Annotated in this window: 10 protein-coding genes; 3 read left to right on the top strand and 7 right to left on the bottom strand. The window is 69.8% G+C overall.

All coding sequences use genetic code 11. From position 1 onward, the window contains the following. Position 1: 1 nt before the first annotated feature. Both CP976_RS00500 and CP976_RS00495 read right to left on the bottom strand, forming a co-directional pair. Positions 2 to 1,255, bottom strand: a complete 1,254-nt coding sequence (locus CP976_RS00500) for a sugar ABC transporter substrate-binding protein (RefSeq protein WP_150478481.1) — start codon at positions 1,253 to 1,255, stop codon at positions 2 to 4. A 90-nt stretch (positions 1,256 to 1,345) separates the two neighbouring features. Next, positions 1,346 to 2,407, bottom strand: coding sequence for a LacI family DNA-binding transcriptional regulator (locus CP976_RS00495; RefSeq protein ID WP_150478480.1), 1,062 nt, complete (start codon positions 2,405 to 2,407; stop codon positions 1,346 to 1,348). 281 nt (positions 2,408 to 2,688) lie between these two features. Here CP976_RS00495 and CP976_RS00490 point away from each other — a divergent pair, with 281 nt between their 5' ends. Next, positions 2,689 to 3,282, top strand: a complete 594-nt coding sequence (locus CP976_RS00490; protein WP_150478479.1) for an isochorismatase family protein — start codon at positions 2,689 to 2,691, stop codon at positions 3,280 to 3,282. A 203-nt stretch (positions 3,283 to 3,485) separates the two neighbouring features. Here the strand turns inward: CP976_RS00490 and CP976_RS00485 are convergent, their stop codons facing one another. After that, positions 3,486 to 3,908, bottom strand: coding sequence for a DUF350 domain-containing protein (locus CP976_RS00485; RefSeq protein ID WP_150478478.1), 423 nt, complete (start codon positions 3,906 to 3,908; stop codon positions 3,486 to 3,488). 359 nt (positions 3,909 to 4,267) lie between these two features. Next, positions 4,268 to 5,419, bottom strand: coding sequence for a S1 family peptidase (locus tag CP976_RS00480; RefSeq protein ID WP_150478477.1), 1,152 nt, complete (start codon positions 5,417 to 5,419; stop codon positions 4,268 to 4,270). Positions 5,420 to 5,675: 256 nt separating this feature from the next. On the opposite strand from CP976_RS00480, the gene CP976_RS00475 reads away from it, so the two are divergent. Then, positions 5,676 to 7,847, top strand: coding sequence for an FG-GAP repeat domain-containing protein (locus tag CP976_RS00475; RefSeq protein WP_150478476.1), 2,172 nt, complete (start codon positions 5,676 to 5,678; stop codon positions 7,845 to 7,847). A 119-nt stretch (positions 7,848 to 7,966) separates the two neighbouring features. Here CP976_RS00475 and CP976_RS00470 read toward each other — a convergent pair whose 3' ends face one another. Then, positions 7,967 to 8,203 carry a hypothetical protein gene (locus tag CP976_RS00470; protein ID WP_150478475.1) on the bottom strand — a complete coding sequence of 79 codons (237 nt, stop codon included), beginning with the start codon at positions 8,201 to 8,203 and terminating at the stop codon, positions 7,967 to 7,969. Between the two features lie 289 nt (positions 8,204 to 8,492). After that, positions 8,493 to 12,068, bottom strand: coding sequence for an nSTAND1 domain-containing NTPase (locus CP976_RS00465; RefSeq protein ID WP_150478474.1), 3,576 nt, complete (start codon positions 12,066 to 12,068; stop codon positions 8,493 to 8,495). 164 nt (positions 12,069 to 12,232) lie between these two features. Between CP976_RS00465 and CP976_RS00460 the strand changes: the two genes are divergently transcribed. Continuing rightward, positions 12,233 to 13,297 (top strand): hypothetical protein, encoded by a 1,065-nt coding sequence (locus CP976_RS00460; RefSeq protein WP_150478473.1) that lies wholly within the window; start codon positions 12,233 to 12,235, stop codon positions 13,295 to 13,297. A 169-nt stretch (positions 13,298 to 13,466) separates the two neighbouring features. Here the strand turns inward: CP976_RS00460 and CP976_RS00455 are convergent, their stop codons facing one another. After that, positions 13,467 to 13,997, bottom strand: coding sequence for a hypothetical protein (locus CP976_RS00455; RefSeq protein ID WP_150478472.1), 531 nt, complete (start codon positions 13,995 to 13,997; stop codon positions 13,467 to 13,469). Between the last annotated feature and the right edge of the window lie 90 nt (positions 13,998 to 14,087).

The following is a 14,087-nucleotide window of genomic DNA, read 5'->3' as shown; positions in this document are numbered from 1 at the left end:
CTCACTTCCCCGCCGAAGCCTGCTGCTGGGCCCGGTGCAGGGCCTGTTCGGGACTGGTCCGGCCCGTCAGCACGGACTGGAAGGCGCCCGCGAGCGCGTCGCCGACCACCGGCCAGCCGGTGCCGACCTTCGCGGTACGGGAGCGGGCGGTGGTGACGAGTTCGGCGAAGGCGGCGAGCTTCGGGTTCTGCTTCGCGTACGCCTGCGCGGCCGTGGCGCGGGTGGGCACGTTGTTGACCGATTCGCCCCACTGGAGTTGGTTCTTCTCGGAGTTGAGGCAGTTCAGGACCTTGCCGGCGTTCTTCTCGCGGGCCGGGTCCTCGTCGTTCTTCGGTACGGCCATGACGGTGCCGCCGATGGGAGGCACCGCCGGCTTGCCCGCCTCGGGCACCGGAATGCTCGCGACCGCCCAGTCCACCTTCTTCTGGGCGCTGAGGACCGGCACCTGCCACGGCCCGTTGATCATCATGGCGGCGCGGCCCGCGACGAACTGGTCGTTGACGTCCTGCTGGTTCCAGTTGACGACGGACCTGGAGGCGGAGCCGTCCGCGACCAGGTCCTTCCAGAGCTGCAGCGCGGCCTCGCCCTTGCCGTTGTCGATCCTGGCCTCGTCACCGCCGGCGGACCAGAAGAACGGAAGGAACTGGTAGACGCCGTCCGCGTTCGGGCTCGCGCTGAAAGCCATTCCGTAGTTGTCGCCCGCGGTCAGCTTCTTCGCGGCGGCCCGTAACTCCTTCCAGGTCGTGGGCGGGGTGACGCCCGCGTCCTTGAGGAGCTTGGTGTTGTAGATCAGCGCGAGGGAGTTGACGGAGCGGGCGATGCCGTACTGGGTGCCGTCGTACGAGCCGAGGGACTTCGCGCTCGCGGAGAGGCCGGAGGTGTCGACCCCGACGTCGTCGAGCGGCCGCAGGCCCTCGGTCTGCGCGAACTGGGGCAGTTCCGAGCCGTCGAGCTCCAGGATGTCGGTGAGCGAGTCGGACGACGCCATCCGAAGCGCCTTGGAGGCGATCTGGTCGGCGGGCACGCTGATCTGCTCGACCTTCAAGCCGAGCGGCTTGCCGCAGCGGTCGAAGAACCGCTGGTTCGCGGTGTGCTCGGCGGTGTCGGTCGCCGAGTTGAGCACGGTGACGGTGCCCGGGTCGGGCTCCGCGGCACAGCCGGTCAGCCCTGGCGCGACGAGGGCACAGGCAAGGGTGGCGGCGAGCGCGGGAACGCGTCCGCGTCTTGTTCTGATGCGTCCTGCTAAGAACGGCAAGGTTGATCCTCCGTTACATGTGCGGCTCTGGACATGCGGTGGTCCGGCGATGGAGCGTCGCCGGCCGTGCCGTACGGGCGGTCCGAGTGGTCAGCCGGGCGACGGCGGGGCGATGACGGGCCCGGCCATCCGCGGCTGGATCAGGTGGTGCGGCGCGCCGGAGAACATGCTCGAGGCAGGTGTCGCGACGGGCTCCCGCGAAGTCGGTGACCGGTCGGCGCGGCCGGGGCCGATCGCGTCGATGGCGAGCCGGGCCACGGCCGTGGACATCTCGGCGACGGGCAGATCGATCCGCGGCAGATGCCGGACGCCCAACTCGTCCGGAAGACTGCCCACGAGCACGACGGTCAGATCGTGGGGTACCCGCAACCCGGCCGCCGCCACCGCGTCCAGCAGGCGGGGGAGGAGGATCAGGTGCTGGACGACCAGCGCGGTCGGGACGGGCCGCGCGGCCAGCGCCTGGCTCAGCCGCCGCGCGAGGACGTCCGGGTCGCGGTGGGACGGGATCACGCGTACATCGGCTGCGGTCCCGACGGCCGCTCGCCGGGCGCCGTCGAGGCCGTGCAGGGCATAGCCGCGGCGTGCGGCGACCTCGTGCTCGGCCGACGAGAGGAAGAGGATCCGCCGGTGGCCGGCAGCGGCGGTCTCGCGCACGGCGAGGGCGACGGCGGCCTCCCAGTCGAGGTCGGTCCAGGGCAGCGCCGCGTGATCGTCGTGACCGAGCAGCGCCCCGGGGAAGCCCAGTTCGCGCAAGACCTCGACACGGGGGTCGCGGTCCTCGACCGCCATCAGCACCGCGGCGTCCGCGAGTCTGCTGCGGGCCACCCGGCGCAGGCCGCCGACGCCGTCGCTGTCCGTCATCAGCAGCACGTCGTACCCGTGCACACGGGCGGCGTCGGTGACGTCGATCGCGAACCGCCCGTCGATCGCCCGGTACGCCCCGGGCACGCGCGGCGCGGCCAGCGCGAGCACCCGGGTCCGTGCGCTGCGCAGCGTACGGGCACTCGCGCGCGGGTGGTACCCGAGCTCGTCGATCGCGGCCTGCACCGCGCGCCGGGTGTCCTCGGAAATCTTGCGCGATCCGCTCAGGACGTACGAGACGGTGCTCGGTGCGACGCCTGCCCGCTCGGCGACGTCCTTGATCGTCGTCATCCCCACCTCCACCCGGCCCGTCGTGGACCCGCCGGTTTCTTCGAATCAATCGAATCGATTCGACAAACGGGGTGACCTTAAGCACGACGGGTCGGGAAGGGCAATACCTTGAGCGGTACCTCCGGCTTGCGAACTGCACGGCATGGTCTTCAGCGGGTGCGAATCGTTCCTGCGGTGAAAATGCTCGTCCGTGTGGGTGAGCTCACCCGCTTATGTCTCCGGGGCTCCGTGAGGGCCGGTACAACGCGAGGGGTGTTCCGTCATCTTGAAGGGTGGTCATGGTGAGCCGAGGCTTGATCGTCGTGGATGTGCAGAACGACTTCTGTGAAGGAGGCAGTATCCCCGTGGCGGGTGGCGCGCGGATCGCGACCAAGATCGCCGAACTGGTGGAGCAGACCGCAGGCCGTGACTACCAGTACGTGGTCGCCACCCGCGACCACCACATCGACCCGGGAGGTCACTTCTCCGAGACCCCGGACTTCAAGGACAGCTTCCCCGTCCACTGCGTGGCAGGAAACGAAGGCAGCGAATTCCACCCCCACTTCGCCCCCGCCGTCATCGGCGGAAAGGTCGACGCCGTCTTCTACAAGGGGGCTCACAGCGCGTCCAAGAGCGGCTTCGAAGGAGCCGACGAAGCAGGAACCCCTCTCGCGGACTGGCTGCGCGCCCGCGGCGTCGAGGACGTCGACGTGGTGGGTATCGCCACGGACCACTGCGTGCGTGCCACCGCGCTGGATGCCGTGAAGGCCGGCTTCCGCGCACGGGTGCGCCTGGACTACTCGGTCGGAGTCGCCCCGGACACGACAGCCGCGGCTGTGGACGACTTCCACCAGGCAGGTATCGCCGTATCCGGCGAGGCACCCCTACCGCAGTAGTCCCCGCACAGGGACCGGGGTGAACTGTGGCCCGCCCTGCCGCCGAGCACGCGACAGGGCGGGCCATCTGCTCGGCGTATTCACGCCCCTCCATCCGCCACCAGCCTGCCTCATACGCATCTGAGGGACGGAGCACCCGCGACCGATGGAGCAGGGACTTCCACGGCTCGTGTGCCGGTGGGCCATCTCCCAGGGGCGGCGGTTCAGGCGATGGAGGCCGAGATGACGGCGGACACAGCGAGGTTGCAGGACGCCGTCACCCAGACCGCGGGATGAGGCTCTGCCTCGACCAGCGTCGCACCCAGGCGCCCCGGCGTGATCAGGTCCACCACCAGGAACGCCACGGCCATCATCACCAGCCCCAGCAGCCCGAATGCCGCGGTCGAGACCAGCCCCTTGCCGAAGTCCTCGTACGTCGTCCAGATGGACGTGAAGACGATGCCACCGATACCGAGCAGTGCCGAGCTGAGCACCATGGCGGCGTTGCGATTGCGCTGCTCCCAGATCTGTCGGCCGAGCTTTCCGGGCGTCAGCAGGTCGACCAGGACGATGCCGAGGACCAACAGGACCAGTCCCAGGCCGCCGTATGCGGTGGCCCGCCCGAGTCCGTTGACGATGTCGCTCATGGGGTTGCCGACTCCGAAGGGTAGAGATCGTGAGTGATCGCGGTCAAAGAGAGGCAAAATCTAGCGCATACGTCCCGCCTGCTGATCGGCCCCCCACATCCTCCTCCGCTTCCGGGACGTCGGAGCGGAACGCCGGTCGGGATGGAGAGACCCACTCAGTCCGCGCCGCTGTGCCCGTCGCCGGAGTCTGCGGTGTGAAGCTGGGCCTGCTCATGGTCGTTCACGTGGATGCCCGCGCTCAGCGGACAGCGGTGTGGCCCTGCCGTATCGAGCCGGTCAGGTCCGTGAAGGAGGCGAAGTTCGAGCGGACTCCGCCGGCAGTTCCGTGACGGAGTCCGCTCGGCCGTGCTGATGAGGGATCAGGTCGTGTGCAGTGTCAGCCCGTAGCGGTTGAGGATCTCGTTGACGGGCTGGTGCCAGGTCTGGCCGCCGCCGCTGCAGTTGCCCCAGCCGCCGGAGGTGACGCCTTGAGCCTGGTCGCCGCTGATGAACGAGCCCCCTGAGTCGCCGGGTTCGGCGCAGACGCTCGTCTTCGTCATCTGGTGGACGGCGCCCTGGCTGTAGTTCACCGTCTCGTTCTTCGCCAGCACGGTGCCGCAATGCCAGTGAGTGGTGGAGCCGGAACGGCAGACGGAGGCACCCACCGGGGCCTCGGCGGAGCCGCGGACGAGCTGGTCGGGAACCGTGCCCCAGCCGAGCACCACCGGTACGGTCCACCAGCCGCTGCCCACGTTCACCCAGGCGTAGTCGTCACCCGGGAACGACGACCCCTGGAAATTGCCGATGTAGGACCGGTCCCAGCCGTACACGGCCGCACTCGGCCGGCCGCAGTGCCCGGCGGTGACGAAGCCGCCGTGCACGGAGAAGCCGATGGAGCAGCGGACGTTGCCGGTGTAGTAGGGGTCACCGCCCACGGTGCCGGCGGCGAAGGTACGCGGTGCGGTGGGTATCTGGCGCACCGTCACGGGGCCCGCTTCGCGGGCTCGGGCGAGGAAGGCCCGGACATCGTTGTCGTCCCGGTGTGCGGCGACGATGTTGACGACGACCTTGTTGGCTTTCGGGTCCACGTGCCAACTGGCGACTCCAGTGGGCGCGGACAGCGCGTCGATGCTGTTTTTCGCTGCGTCGAGCTGCCGCGCGTCGTACCGCACGAGGCGTGCGGCCGCTCCGGTCGCGCGTACGGCGTCGGCCTGCGCGGCACGGGTGACGGCCACGGTGAGCCGGCCACTGTCGGCGTCGAACCAGGAGCCGCCGTAGGCCGAACCGGCCGCGCCACGCGCCTTGCGTTCGACGGCCGTCGCGGTCTTCTCAGCGGCCAGGCGCGCCTCGGCCTCGTTCCGCGTCAGCGCCAGGTCGCGCTGCATCGCGGAGAGGAGCTCGGGGGAGGCCGGTGCCTCGGTGGAGCGCGCGGGAGCATCCGCGGCGGAGGCGGGCAGGGCGCTCGCGGTCGCCCAGGTGCCGAGCAGGAGGAGTGCGGACAGTGCGGTGCGCAGTGTTGTGGTGCGTCTCAAGGGAGTGACCCTTCGTTGTTCCAACAGGGTGGGGGTGGAACAGCAGTGCTTGAGAGCGCTCTCGTGATGTGCGCGGCAGAGCCTAGCCCGTGACCGGGATAAAGGTCTACGCCAATTCCGGCCGCGGTTGCGGGGTGGCGCCAGAGGGAATTCCCCCACGCGGGGCGATCTTGGGTGATATACGCTGCGCCTGACTTGTTCGAACAGTTCGGCGAATCCATGCCAACCGATTCGTCCTGCCCGGGGGGGCATTCCCATGACTTCGCAGTCCGGCGCGGTGCTCGGCATCGCGCTCACTCCCGTCTTCGCTCTGGCGGCCGCCGACCCGGCCGCCGCCCACACCACCGCCACGGCCACTGGCACCGCCACAGCCACCGCCACCACCGCCACGGCCTCCGGAACCGCTGTGGCCGCTGTCGAGACGCGTGCGCCGGGCCCGTGGGGCACCCGCGCCCTCCACGCCCCGGCCCCCAACCCAGGTGAAGCCTCGGGCGGGTTGAGCGCCCTGGTGTCGGCCGGGGACGGCGCCCTCGTCTCCCTCACCCACGACGGGCGTTCCACCCGGATCCGGCCCGCCGGCAGCACCCGCTGGCTCACCCCGCAGACCTGGCCGGACGCCGGCGGATACAACACCGAGCTGGTCTCGCTCGGCGACGGCTCGGTGCGCCTGGCCTGGCGGGCCAAGCGCGCCGACGATCACGGCAACCACTGGCTGAAGGTCGCCACCCTCACGCCCGGCGCGACCGCCTTCTCCGAGCCCGAATACGTCGCGGCCGTCCCCGAGAAGGGCTACCACCACCTGGCGGCGGCCCCCGACGGCCACTTGGTCGCCGTGTGGTCGGTCTCCGGTGTCGTGAGGGCCGTCGAGAAGACCGGCCCGCAGGCCGCGTGGACCGCTCCGGCCGACCTCAACGAGCAGCCGCCGTCCGGCAGCCGCGACATCGCCAACATGGACCTCGCGGTCGCCAAGGACGGCACCGCCCTGCTGGTGTGGCAGTGGCAGGCGAGCAAGGCCGTCGTCGCCCTGGAGAAGGCCCCCGGCGTGTCCACCTGGACCGCGGTCCAGGGCTTCCCGGTCCCGGACAAGGATCTCGCGCGCCCGAAGGTGTTCGCCGACCCGCAGGGCGGCTTCGAAATCTTCTACGACGACCTCCCGCACCTCATGAACTCCCGCCGACCCGCCGGCGCCACGCAGTGGAGCACCCCGCAGTCCGCCGACAGCCATGGCAGCACGTACAGGATGACGGCGCCCGTCTACCTGCCCAACGGCGACCTCTTCGTGGCCGGCGGGGCCACCACCCCCTGGTACGCGGTGCGTTCGGCGGCCACCGGCCGCTGGCTGCCGTACTCGCAGCGCTTCTCCACCCACCAGAAGGTGCGACATGTCGCCGCGGCCGCCACCTCGGGCGGCACGGTCACGATGACGTGGCGGGAGGGCTACTCGTACGAGGAGTACACGATGGCCGCCGTCTTCAAGGGCGGCACCTGGTCCACCCCGCGGCGGCTGAGCGCGAAGAGCGCCCAGTTCACCGGGGCGCCGCAGTTGGCCGCCGACGCGCTCGGCCGGCCCGTCGTGCTGTGGGACGAGTACCTGCGGAGCGAGACGAACAGCACCGTCCTGGACGGCGTGTACCAGGCCACCACCACCGGCCGCGCGCTGCCCAAGTGGCGTGACTACACGGACGACGGCAAGGCCGACCTGTTCGGCCGGGGCAGCGCCGGGCTCAAGGTGTACGCGGGTGACGCGACGAAGCTGACCGCGGGGCAGCGCGCGAGCGGCTGGCCGACGGGCACGCTCGTACTGCCCTTCGGCGACCTCGACGGCGACCGCTGCAACGACGTGTTCGTCCGCTCCCCGAAGGGCGAGGCCCGCGTCCACCCGACGATGTGCGGCGGCGGGCTGCCCGACCAGCAGACGTTCTCCGTGAAGGTCTCCTCGGACTGGAGCGCGTACAACGCGGTCGTCTCGCCCGGCGACGTGACGGGCGACGGCAGGGCAGACCTGCTGACCCGGTCCGCCTCGACCGGGAAGCTGTACCTGTACGCGAACAACGGCGCGGGCGGCTTCAAGGCCCGAGCGCTCGCCGGATCCGGCTTCGGCGGCTACAAGAGGCTGATCGCCGCGGGCGACCTCAACGGCGACGGCAAGAACGACCTGCTGGCCATCGACGCGTCGAACGAGCTGTGGCGCTTCAACGGGACCGGCGCCGGCACCTTCAAGCCGCGGTCGCTGGTCTTCAAGGACTGGGGCACGTCCTACAAGGACGTGGTCGGCGGACTCGACCTGTCCGGCGACGGCCGGGCTGACCTGGTCTCACTCGACAAGGACGGTCGAGCCTGGCTGAACCGGGGCAACGGCAAGGGCGGTTTCGACAGCCGGTCGCAGGCCGGCAAGACCACGAACTGGTCGGACATCCGCATCTCCTGACGGCACGGATCCGGGGGCGGTCGGTGCCATTCGGCGGTCACCAACGGGACCGTCGGTACTCCAGCCGGCCCGCGGCGATCAAGAGTGTCACCGGGCTGCCGAACACTGCCCCGGCAGCATCACCCGCCCAGCGCGCACCAGCGGCCCGATGCCGGCCGCCTGGTCGAAACAGCCTGCTCGAACAGGACATTGCCTTGGAAGGTCGCCGAGTCGAACCGCGTGTCCGCCGCATCGTCGCTCCCGCTCCTCCTCGCCGCCGCCGTCTCCGTCGCCGCCGCGGTCCACTCGACATGCTGCCTCGGCATGCGAAGGCGCCCCTCGCGCTCGTAGAACTGCCTGGCGGCGGCGATGTTCATCGCCCACTTGCCGGCCTTTCAAGCCAGCCGAGCGTCGACCCTCCATCGGACGAATGCTGGTCGACTGCACGATCCAGCAGGTGCTCAATTGATCCGCACAGGGTAGAAACCGTCGAGTTTCCTGCGCGACAGATAGATCAACTCCCGTGTACGCGTTACGTTGGTCGAGCACAGCATCGGACGGAGGCCGTGCTCGTAACCCCAGAATCCTCGTACGAGATCATGTTCGGGGCATCGTTCGAGTTCGGACCCGCCCTCGCCCGTGACGCAGTCGGTCAGGGGCTGACGGCTATGAGGTTCGGCAAGAGATGGCTTCCAACACCTCTGCGCGGTTCACGTCGGGGATGAGGCGTTGCCACTCCCGCGGCTCCGGTGCCGAGGCGGTCTGGCAGGCACGGCTCTGGGCCCAGTCCGCCCTGAGTGTCCACCAGCGCGCAGATCCTGGTTCTCCGACAACGGCGATGCGGTCACCTGCCGGCGCGAAGTGCAAGGCCCGCACTGGGCCTTGGTGGGTGGTCAGAGCGAGTGTCCGTCTGTGGGTGCGGACATCCCAGAGTTCCAGGGTTCCGTCCTTGGTTCCGACGGCCAGTGTCCGGCCCTTGTCCCCGTATGCGAGCGCGGTGACCGGGGCGGAGAGGGCCGCGAACCGTTGCACGCCCCCGGTGCCGTCAAGACGGGCGAGCTCGACCACGCGGTCGGCGCCGATGGCGAGCGTGCGGTGGTCGGGACTGAAGGCGAGTGCCCAGACCGTCCCGGTCGCCTGCCAGGACCGCAGGAGGGCGGGACCGCCAGCGGTCATGGCCCATGCCCGGATCGTGTTGCTGTAACCGCCAGCGGCAAGCAGGGTGCCGCCCGGGCTCACGGCGACCCCGTATTGGTACCGATAGCCCTTGGGGTCCTTGGCCGGATCGAGCTCGTACGGTTTCCCGGGCCTGCGTTCCATGTCCCAGACCCGGAAAGCGCCGGCGTCCTCGCCTGCGGCGATGAGCTGTCCTTCGCGGGCCAGGCCGCGCACCGGCCCTGGTTCCATGTGCAGCGTGTGGCACCGGCCGTTGCTGCGGAAGGTGATGGCGTCGCCGTGGGCGACGGCCAGGCCGCTGGAGCCGTAGGCCGCTGCCTGTGGTAGCTGGCCGCCGGTCCCGCAGCCGTCGCTCAGCCAGCCCGTCGTGTCCCACAGGACCGAGGTATGGTCGCTTCCGCCGCTGGCCAGCAGGCCGTCACGGGAGAAGGACACCGAGTGGACGGATGCGGTGTGGCCGCCCAGTGAGACGAGCCGCCGACGGGCGTGCACGTCCCACAGGAGGACCTGCTCGTCCTCCCCGGCCGAGGCGAGCACCTTGCCGTCGGCCCGGAAGGCGAGCCGCCAGACCTCGCCGCTGTGTCCCTTCAGATCTCCTGCCGGCTGCCAGTCGGACGTGCGCCAGAGCCGGACGGTGCCATCCCGGCCCGCGGCGGCCAGCAGCGCGCCGTCTGGGCTGAAGTCGACGTCGAACACGTCCTCCGAGCCGGCATCGAGCTTGAGTGGGGCGCTGGTGAAACCATCGGCCGATCGCTTCCACACATGGATTTTTCCGTCCCAACCGGCGCCGGCCACGGTCTTGCCGTCGAGGTGAAGGGCCAGCCCGGCCAGCTTCGTGGTCGAGGCTGGGGAATCGGTCTCCTGCAGCCTGTCCACCAGCCGTAGCTGAACTCCAGCCCCGGCCACGGCCACGACCTTGCCGTCCCTGCTGAACTCCAGTGCGCCCAGAGCCGGGGTACCGGGGGGCGCGGCGACTGTGCGTGCCAGCTGTCGTCCGGACCGGACGTCCCACAGCCGCAGAGTGCCCTCTTCGTCGATTCCAGCGACCCGGTTGCCGTTCGGGCTCACGGCGACAGCGCGCAGCTTCTTCGGGAGATCGTCGATCAGGTGCAGCAGCTTGCGGTGGCGGACGTCCCAGACCAGCGCCCGTCCGCTGTTGTCGCTGCTGGCGAGGACGCGGCCGTCGTCGCTGAGGCCGGCCGACCACAGCATGTCCTGTTTCCGGGGATGGGACAGGCGCCCCACGAATCCCTGGGCCTGCGTGCTGAGCAGGGCCCCAAGTGACTGCGCGGTATGTTCGTGCTCGTACGCTGCCGTCGCGAGCAGGGCGGACAGCTCCGGTCGGGCGTGGGCTAGCCGTCGTGCCTCGCTGGACAGGAGTGCGGCCATCGCCCGGTGCTCCTGTTTCCCGGCCTCCTCGGCGTGCCGTTCGGCCTCGCCGGATTTCTGGACTGCGAGCAGCCCGCTCGTCAGCGCGATGACCAGGAACACGGCGAGCACTCCGACCAGCTGCCGCAGTCTGCGGTTGCGGCGGCGCTCCGCTGCGCGCTCGGTCTCCTCGTACGCCCGGCAGGCTCGCAGGAACTCACTCTCCACCGGACGCAGCACGGGGTGCGCGCCTGCCTGCTCATCCAGCCAGTCCGACACCGTGGCGAGACGAGCTCCGCGCAGCAGCAGGGAGGCGTCTCTGCCCTCCTCGTGCCAGGTGCGGGCCGCCTCCGCGAGTCGCTGCTGGAGCCTGAGCCGGGCACGGTCGCCGTCGATCCACTCGCACAGTCTCGGCCACGCCCACAGCAGGGCCTCGTGGCTGATCGTTACATGGTCGGCGTCGGCCGTCAGCAGACGGGCACTGGTGAAGGCTTCCACGACGGCGCGGACGTCCTCGGTCTGCGCGCCCGCCACGTCGGCCGCGGTCAGCTCGATCAATTCCTCCCGGCCGGCCCTGTGGCGTGTGGTGTCCGTACCGTCCCCGACCTGCACCAGGTTCAACAGCATCCTGCGCACGATGCCCTGTTGGTTCGGGGGCTGTTGTCCGTAGACACGCTCGGCCGTCGTGGCCACCGCGCCGTGCACGCCCCCGGTCCGTTCGTACCCCGCCACGGTGAGGGTGTCCTCGACCCGCTGCTGCCAGGTCACACGCAGGGCGTGGGACAGCAGGGGCAGCGCTCCGGCTTCGCACGTCCCTGTGCCGCCGACGGCCCCGAGATCACGCAGCAGCACCTCCATCAGGCCGGGCTCCAACGTGAGTCCCGCGGCAGCGGCCGGTTCGATGATCGCCTCCCGGAGGTCTTCGGGCCGCATCGGGCCAAGAGGCAGCGCGCGAGCCCGCAGCGCGGCGAGAAGCGGCGGATGGGGGAGACAGTGGCCGTAGAAGTCGGCCCGCAGACCGATGGCGACGGGCAGTCCGTCGGAGGCCCGCGCACACAGTTCTCCGATAAACCGGACGCGTTCGGCTTCGTCGAGGCAGAGGGCGAACAGCTCCTCGAACTGGTCGACGATCAGCAGGGCGTACGAGCCCAGTGGCAGCCGTTCCTCCTGCGAGCGCAGTTCCCCCAGGGGCAGTGCAGTGGGCGTCATGTACAGCACCGTCGGCGTACCCGGTTGCCGCTCGGGCAGCGCGCCACGGGCAACCGCTGCAGCCAGCCCTGCCCGCAGCAGCGACGACTTGCCGATGCCGGAGGGGCCGATCACCACCGCCGGGTGCCCGGCGCTACGAGGATCAGCCAGCAGCCCGAGCAGATCGGCGACTGCACGTTCCCGTCCGAAGAACCAGCGCGCGTCCTCCGTACCGAACGAGGTCAGCCCCGGATAAGGGCACTGGCCACTGCCCGGTCCAACCGCCAGCGCGAGCAAGGCACCCCCTGCGCCGAGCGCCTGGTCACATGCCCGCGCGAAAGCCTCGCTCGGCTGCTGCAACCCGCGTTCCAGGCGGCTCAGGTATCCCTTGCTCGTCTTCACCCTCTCTGCGAGTGCGGCCAGGGTCAGGCCCTGCCGTTGACGCAGTCGGCGCAACTCCGTACCGAACGTGACGTCACCGGGCGGGACACCGATGCCCTCGGATTCCACCGCACACCCCCTGGCCGACTGTGGTACGGCGAGCGCCCCGCCTCCGTCTCTTCTTCTACAACACGGAACTGCGAATTCTCCTTACGTGGCAGACCAATCACCGAAAGTGATGAATCGCAGGTCAGCGCGGTACGCTGATGCGCCTGCACAGGCATGGTCGACAGGTGATCAGAAAGCTGCATACGTTGTTGCTGCCGCTCGTGCTGGCACTCGCCGCCGTGGCGCCGGTAGAGGCCGCGCCCGCCGACCTGCCGGGCCAGAAGTCGAACTTCGTCGTCTCCACGGGATACCTCAAGGGCGCGTCCCCCAGGAACTGGGTACGGCTCGGCTGGTACCGGTTCGATGCCGCATCCGGTACGGTCTCGGCGCGCACCTACTTCTGGAACCAGCGGAAGCCGGCCAAGCGGGTCCCCTCGGGCACCACTCCGGGCGCCGACTGCGCTCCCGGCGAGAAGGCGACCCCTCCAGGGGTACGCAGGTGCCCAGTCATGACCGTCGAGGGATTCCACGACACCGCCTCCGAGAGGCGAGCAGGCGTTTACCGCCTGGCCACGGAGCAGATCGACGGCGAGCAGGTGCCGACCGTGTTGATCAAGTGGAACACGGCTACGCCTTGGTCGGAGAAATGGAAGGTGCGGGCGCAGCCGGGAATCACGCGCCTGGAGTTCGTGTACTCGACCAAGGCCACGTCGGGCTACGGATACGGCAGCAACGCTCCGCTCACCGAGCGCCGGGGGGCGAAAACGATCCGAGACCACAAGCAGCGGATCAATCTGGAGATGGACTCCTGGGCACACGGTAAGTTCGAGCGGAAGACGGGCCCGTTCCATCCGCGGCCGTTCCATGTATGCGGAGGCAGGGCCACGTATTGCATGACCTACCTGCAGCCGTCTGGCCCGTGCGGGAAGGGGTGCCAGCAGGGGACGACGGACACCTCCGTCCAGTACTACCTCACGCGGATCGGCGTGCACGACCGCCGCGATACCTACTGGCACTGGTGCACGTGCCTGGCTCCGACGGACCCCTCCGCCTGCTATCGGGGCAACTCACATGTGAAACCGATGCTGCAGGTCCTTGACGACTCCGGAGGCTTCCGGGGATGGGTCGGCGTAGAAGCGTCCTTCTCACCAGCCGGTAAGCGGAATGACGACATGCTGGCTGTCTTCAGCATGACGGACGTTGCAGGAGGCCGGGCAGCCACCGCTCCCAGAGCGGTGGCTGCCCGGTAACTGCGAGTCACTCGACGAACCAGCCGCCCGGCAGCGGAGTCGAATTCGCGGGCGCCTCGCGCCCGCGAAGCCAACCGGACGCGGTTGCCCCGTGAGCCCGCCGGCACGATCGCCTGAAGGACATCTGGGGGCCGCCGCGGAGGGCGGACCCCAGAGGCAGGGGGTGGTGTCAGAGCCGGACCGTCGTCCAGCCCCTCAGGGCGTTGTCGTAGTAGGCATTGGGGCGGGTGGACTTCCCGCTGGGCAGGTACCTGAACTCTGACGAGTACGCCTTGAAGGCTTCCACCGACCGGGTCAGGCAGTTGTCGCGCGTCACGGAGTAGGCACGGTAGGTGCTGAGGTTGAAGACCTTGACCGCATTCACCGCGTCGCCGTGTCGGGAGTACCGGCACCGCATCTTTTCGTAGCCGGCCCGCTTGCCCTTGAACGCGTTGACGACGGCGCGGTAGGTGCCGCTGGCGGACCAGCTGCCGGCCGCTGCGTGGTTGGGGTTCGCCCCGGGCTGTGCCCCGCGTCGGTCTTCGGTAGCCCCGCCTGCCCAGCGGTTGCGGACTGTGTCCTGAACCATCCAGCCGACGTGCCCCACCTTGGCGGCGAAGCTCGGGTCGATGACCAGACAGACCCGGGCCCTGGGCGCCGCGGCCCTGATCTCGCTGCTGTTCGTGGCCTGCGGTGCCGACGCTTCCGTCTGACCGGCCATGGCGCTGCCGCCGCCTACGACGAGCAGTGCCAGTGTTGCCGCACTTGTACTCAGAGTGGTGCGAAGGGCGCTGTGACGCATCCCGTTGTC

It is taken from the genome of Streptomyces coeruleorubidus (genome assembly GCF_008705135.1).
Classification (GTDB): domain Bacteria; phylum Actinomycetota; class Actinomycetes; order Streptomycetales; family Streptomycetaceae; genus Streptomyces; species Streptomyces coeruleofuscus.
Note: the sequence above shows the minus strand (reverse complement) of the source record. Positions and strands in the feature narration are given on the sequence as shown.

Excerpts from the sequence above, each read along its gene's own strand:
- CP976_RS00495 (WP_150478480.1), bottom strand. The coding sequence starts at position 2,407 with ATGACGACGATCAAGGACGTCGCCGAGCGGGCAGGCGTCGCACCGAGC.
- CP976_RS00485 (WP_150478478.1), bottom strand. The coding sequence starts at position 3,908 with ATGAGCGACATCGTCAACGGACTCGGGCGGGCCACCGCATACGGCGGC.
- CP976_RS00475 (WP_150478476.1), top strand. The coding sequence starts at position 5,676 with ATGACTTCGCAGTCCGGCGCGGTGCTCGGCATCGCGCTCACTCCCGTC.
- CP976_RS00470 (WP_150478475.1), bottom strand. The coding sequence starts at position 8,203 with ATGAACATCGCCGCCGCCAGGCAGTTCTACGAGCGCGAGGGGCGCCTT.
- CP976_RS00455 (WP_150478472.1), bottom strand. The coding sequence starts at position 13,997 with ATGGCCGGTCAGACGGAAGCGTCGGCACCGCAGGCCACGAACAGCAGC.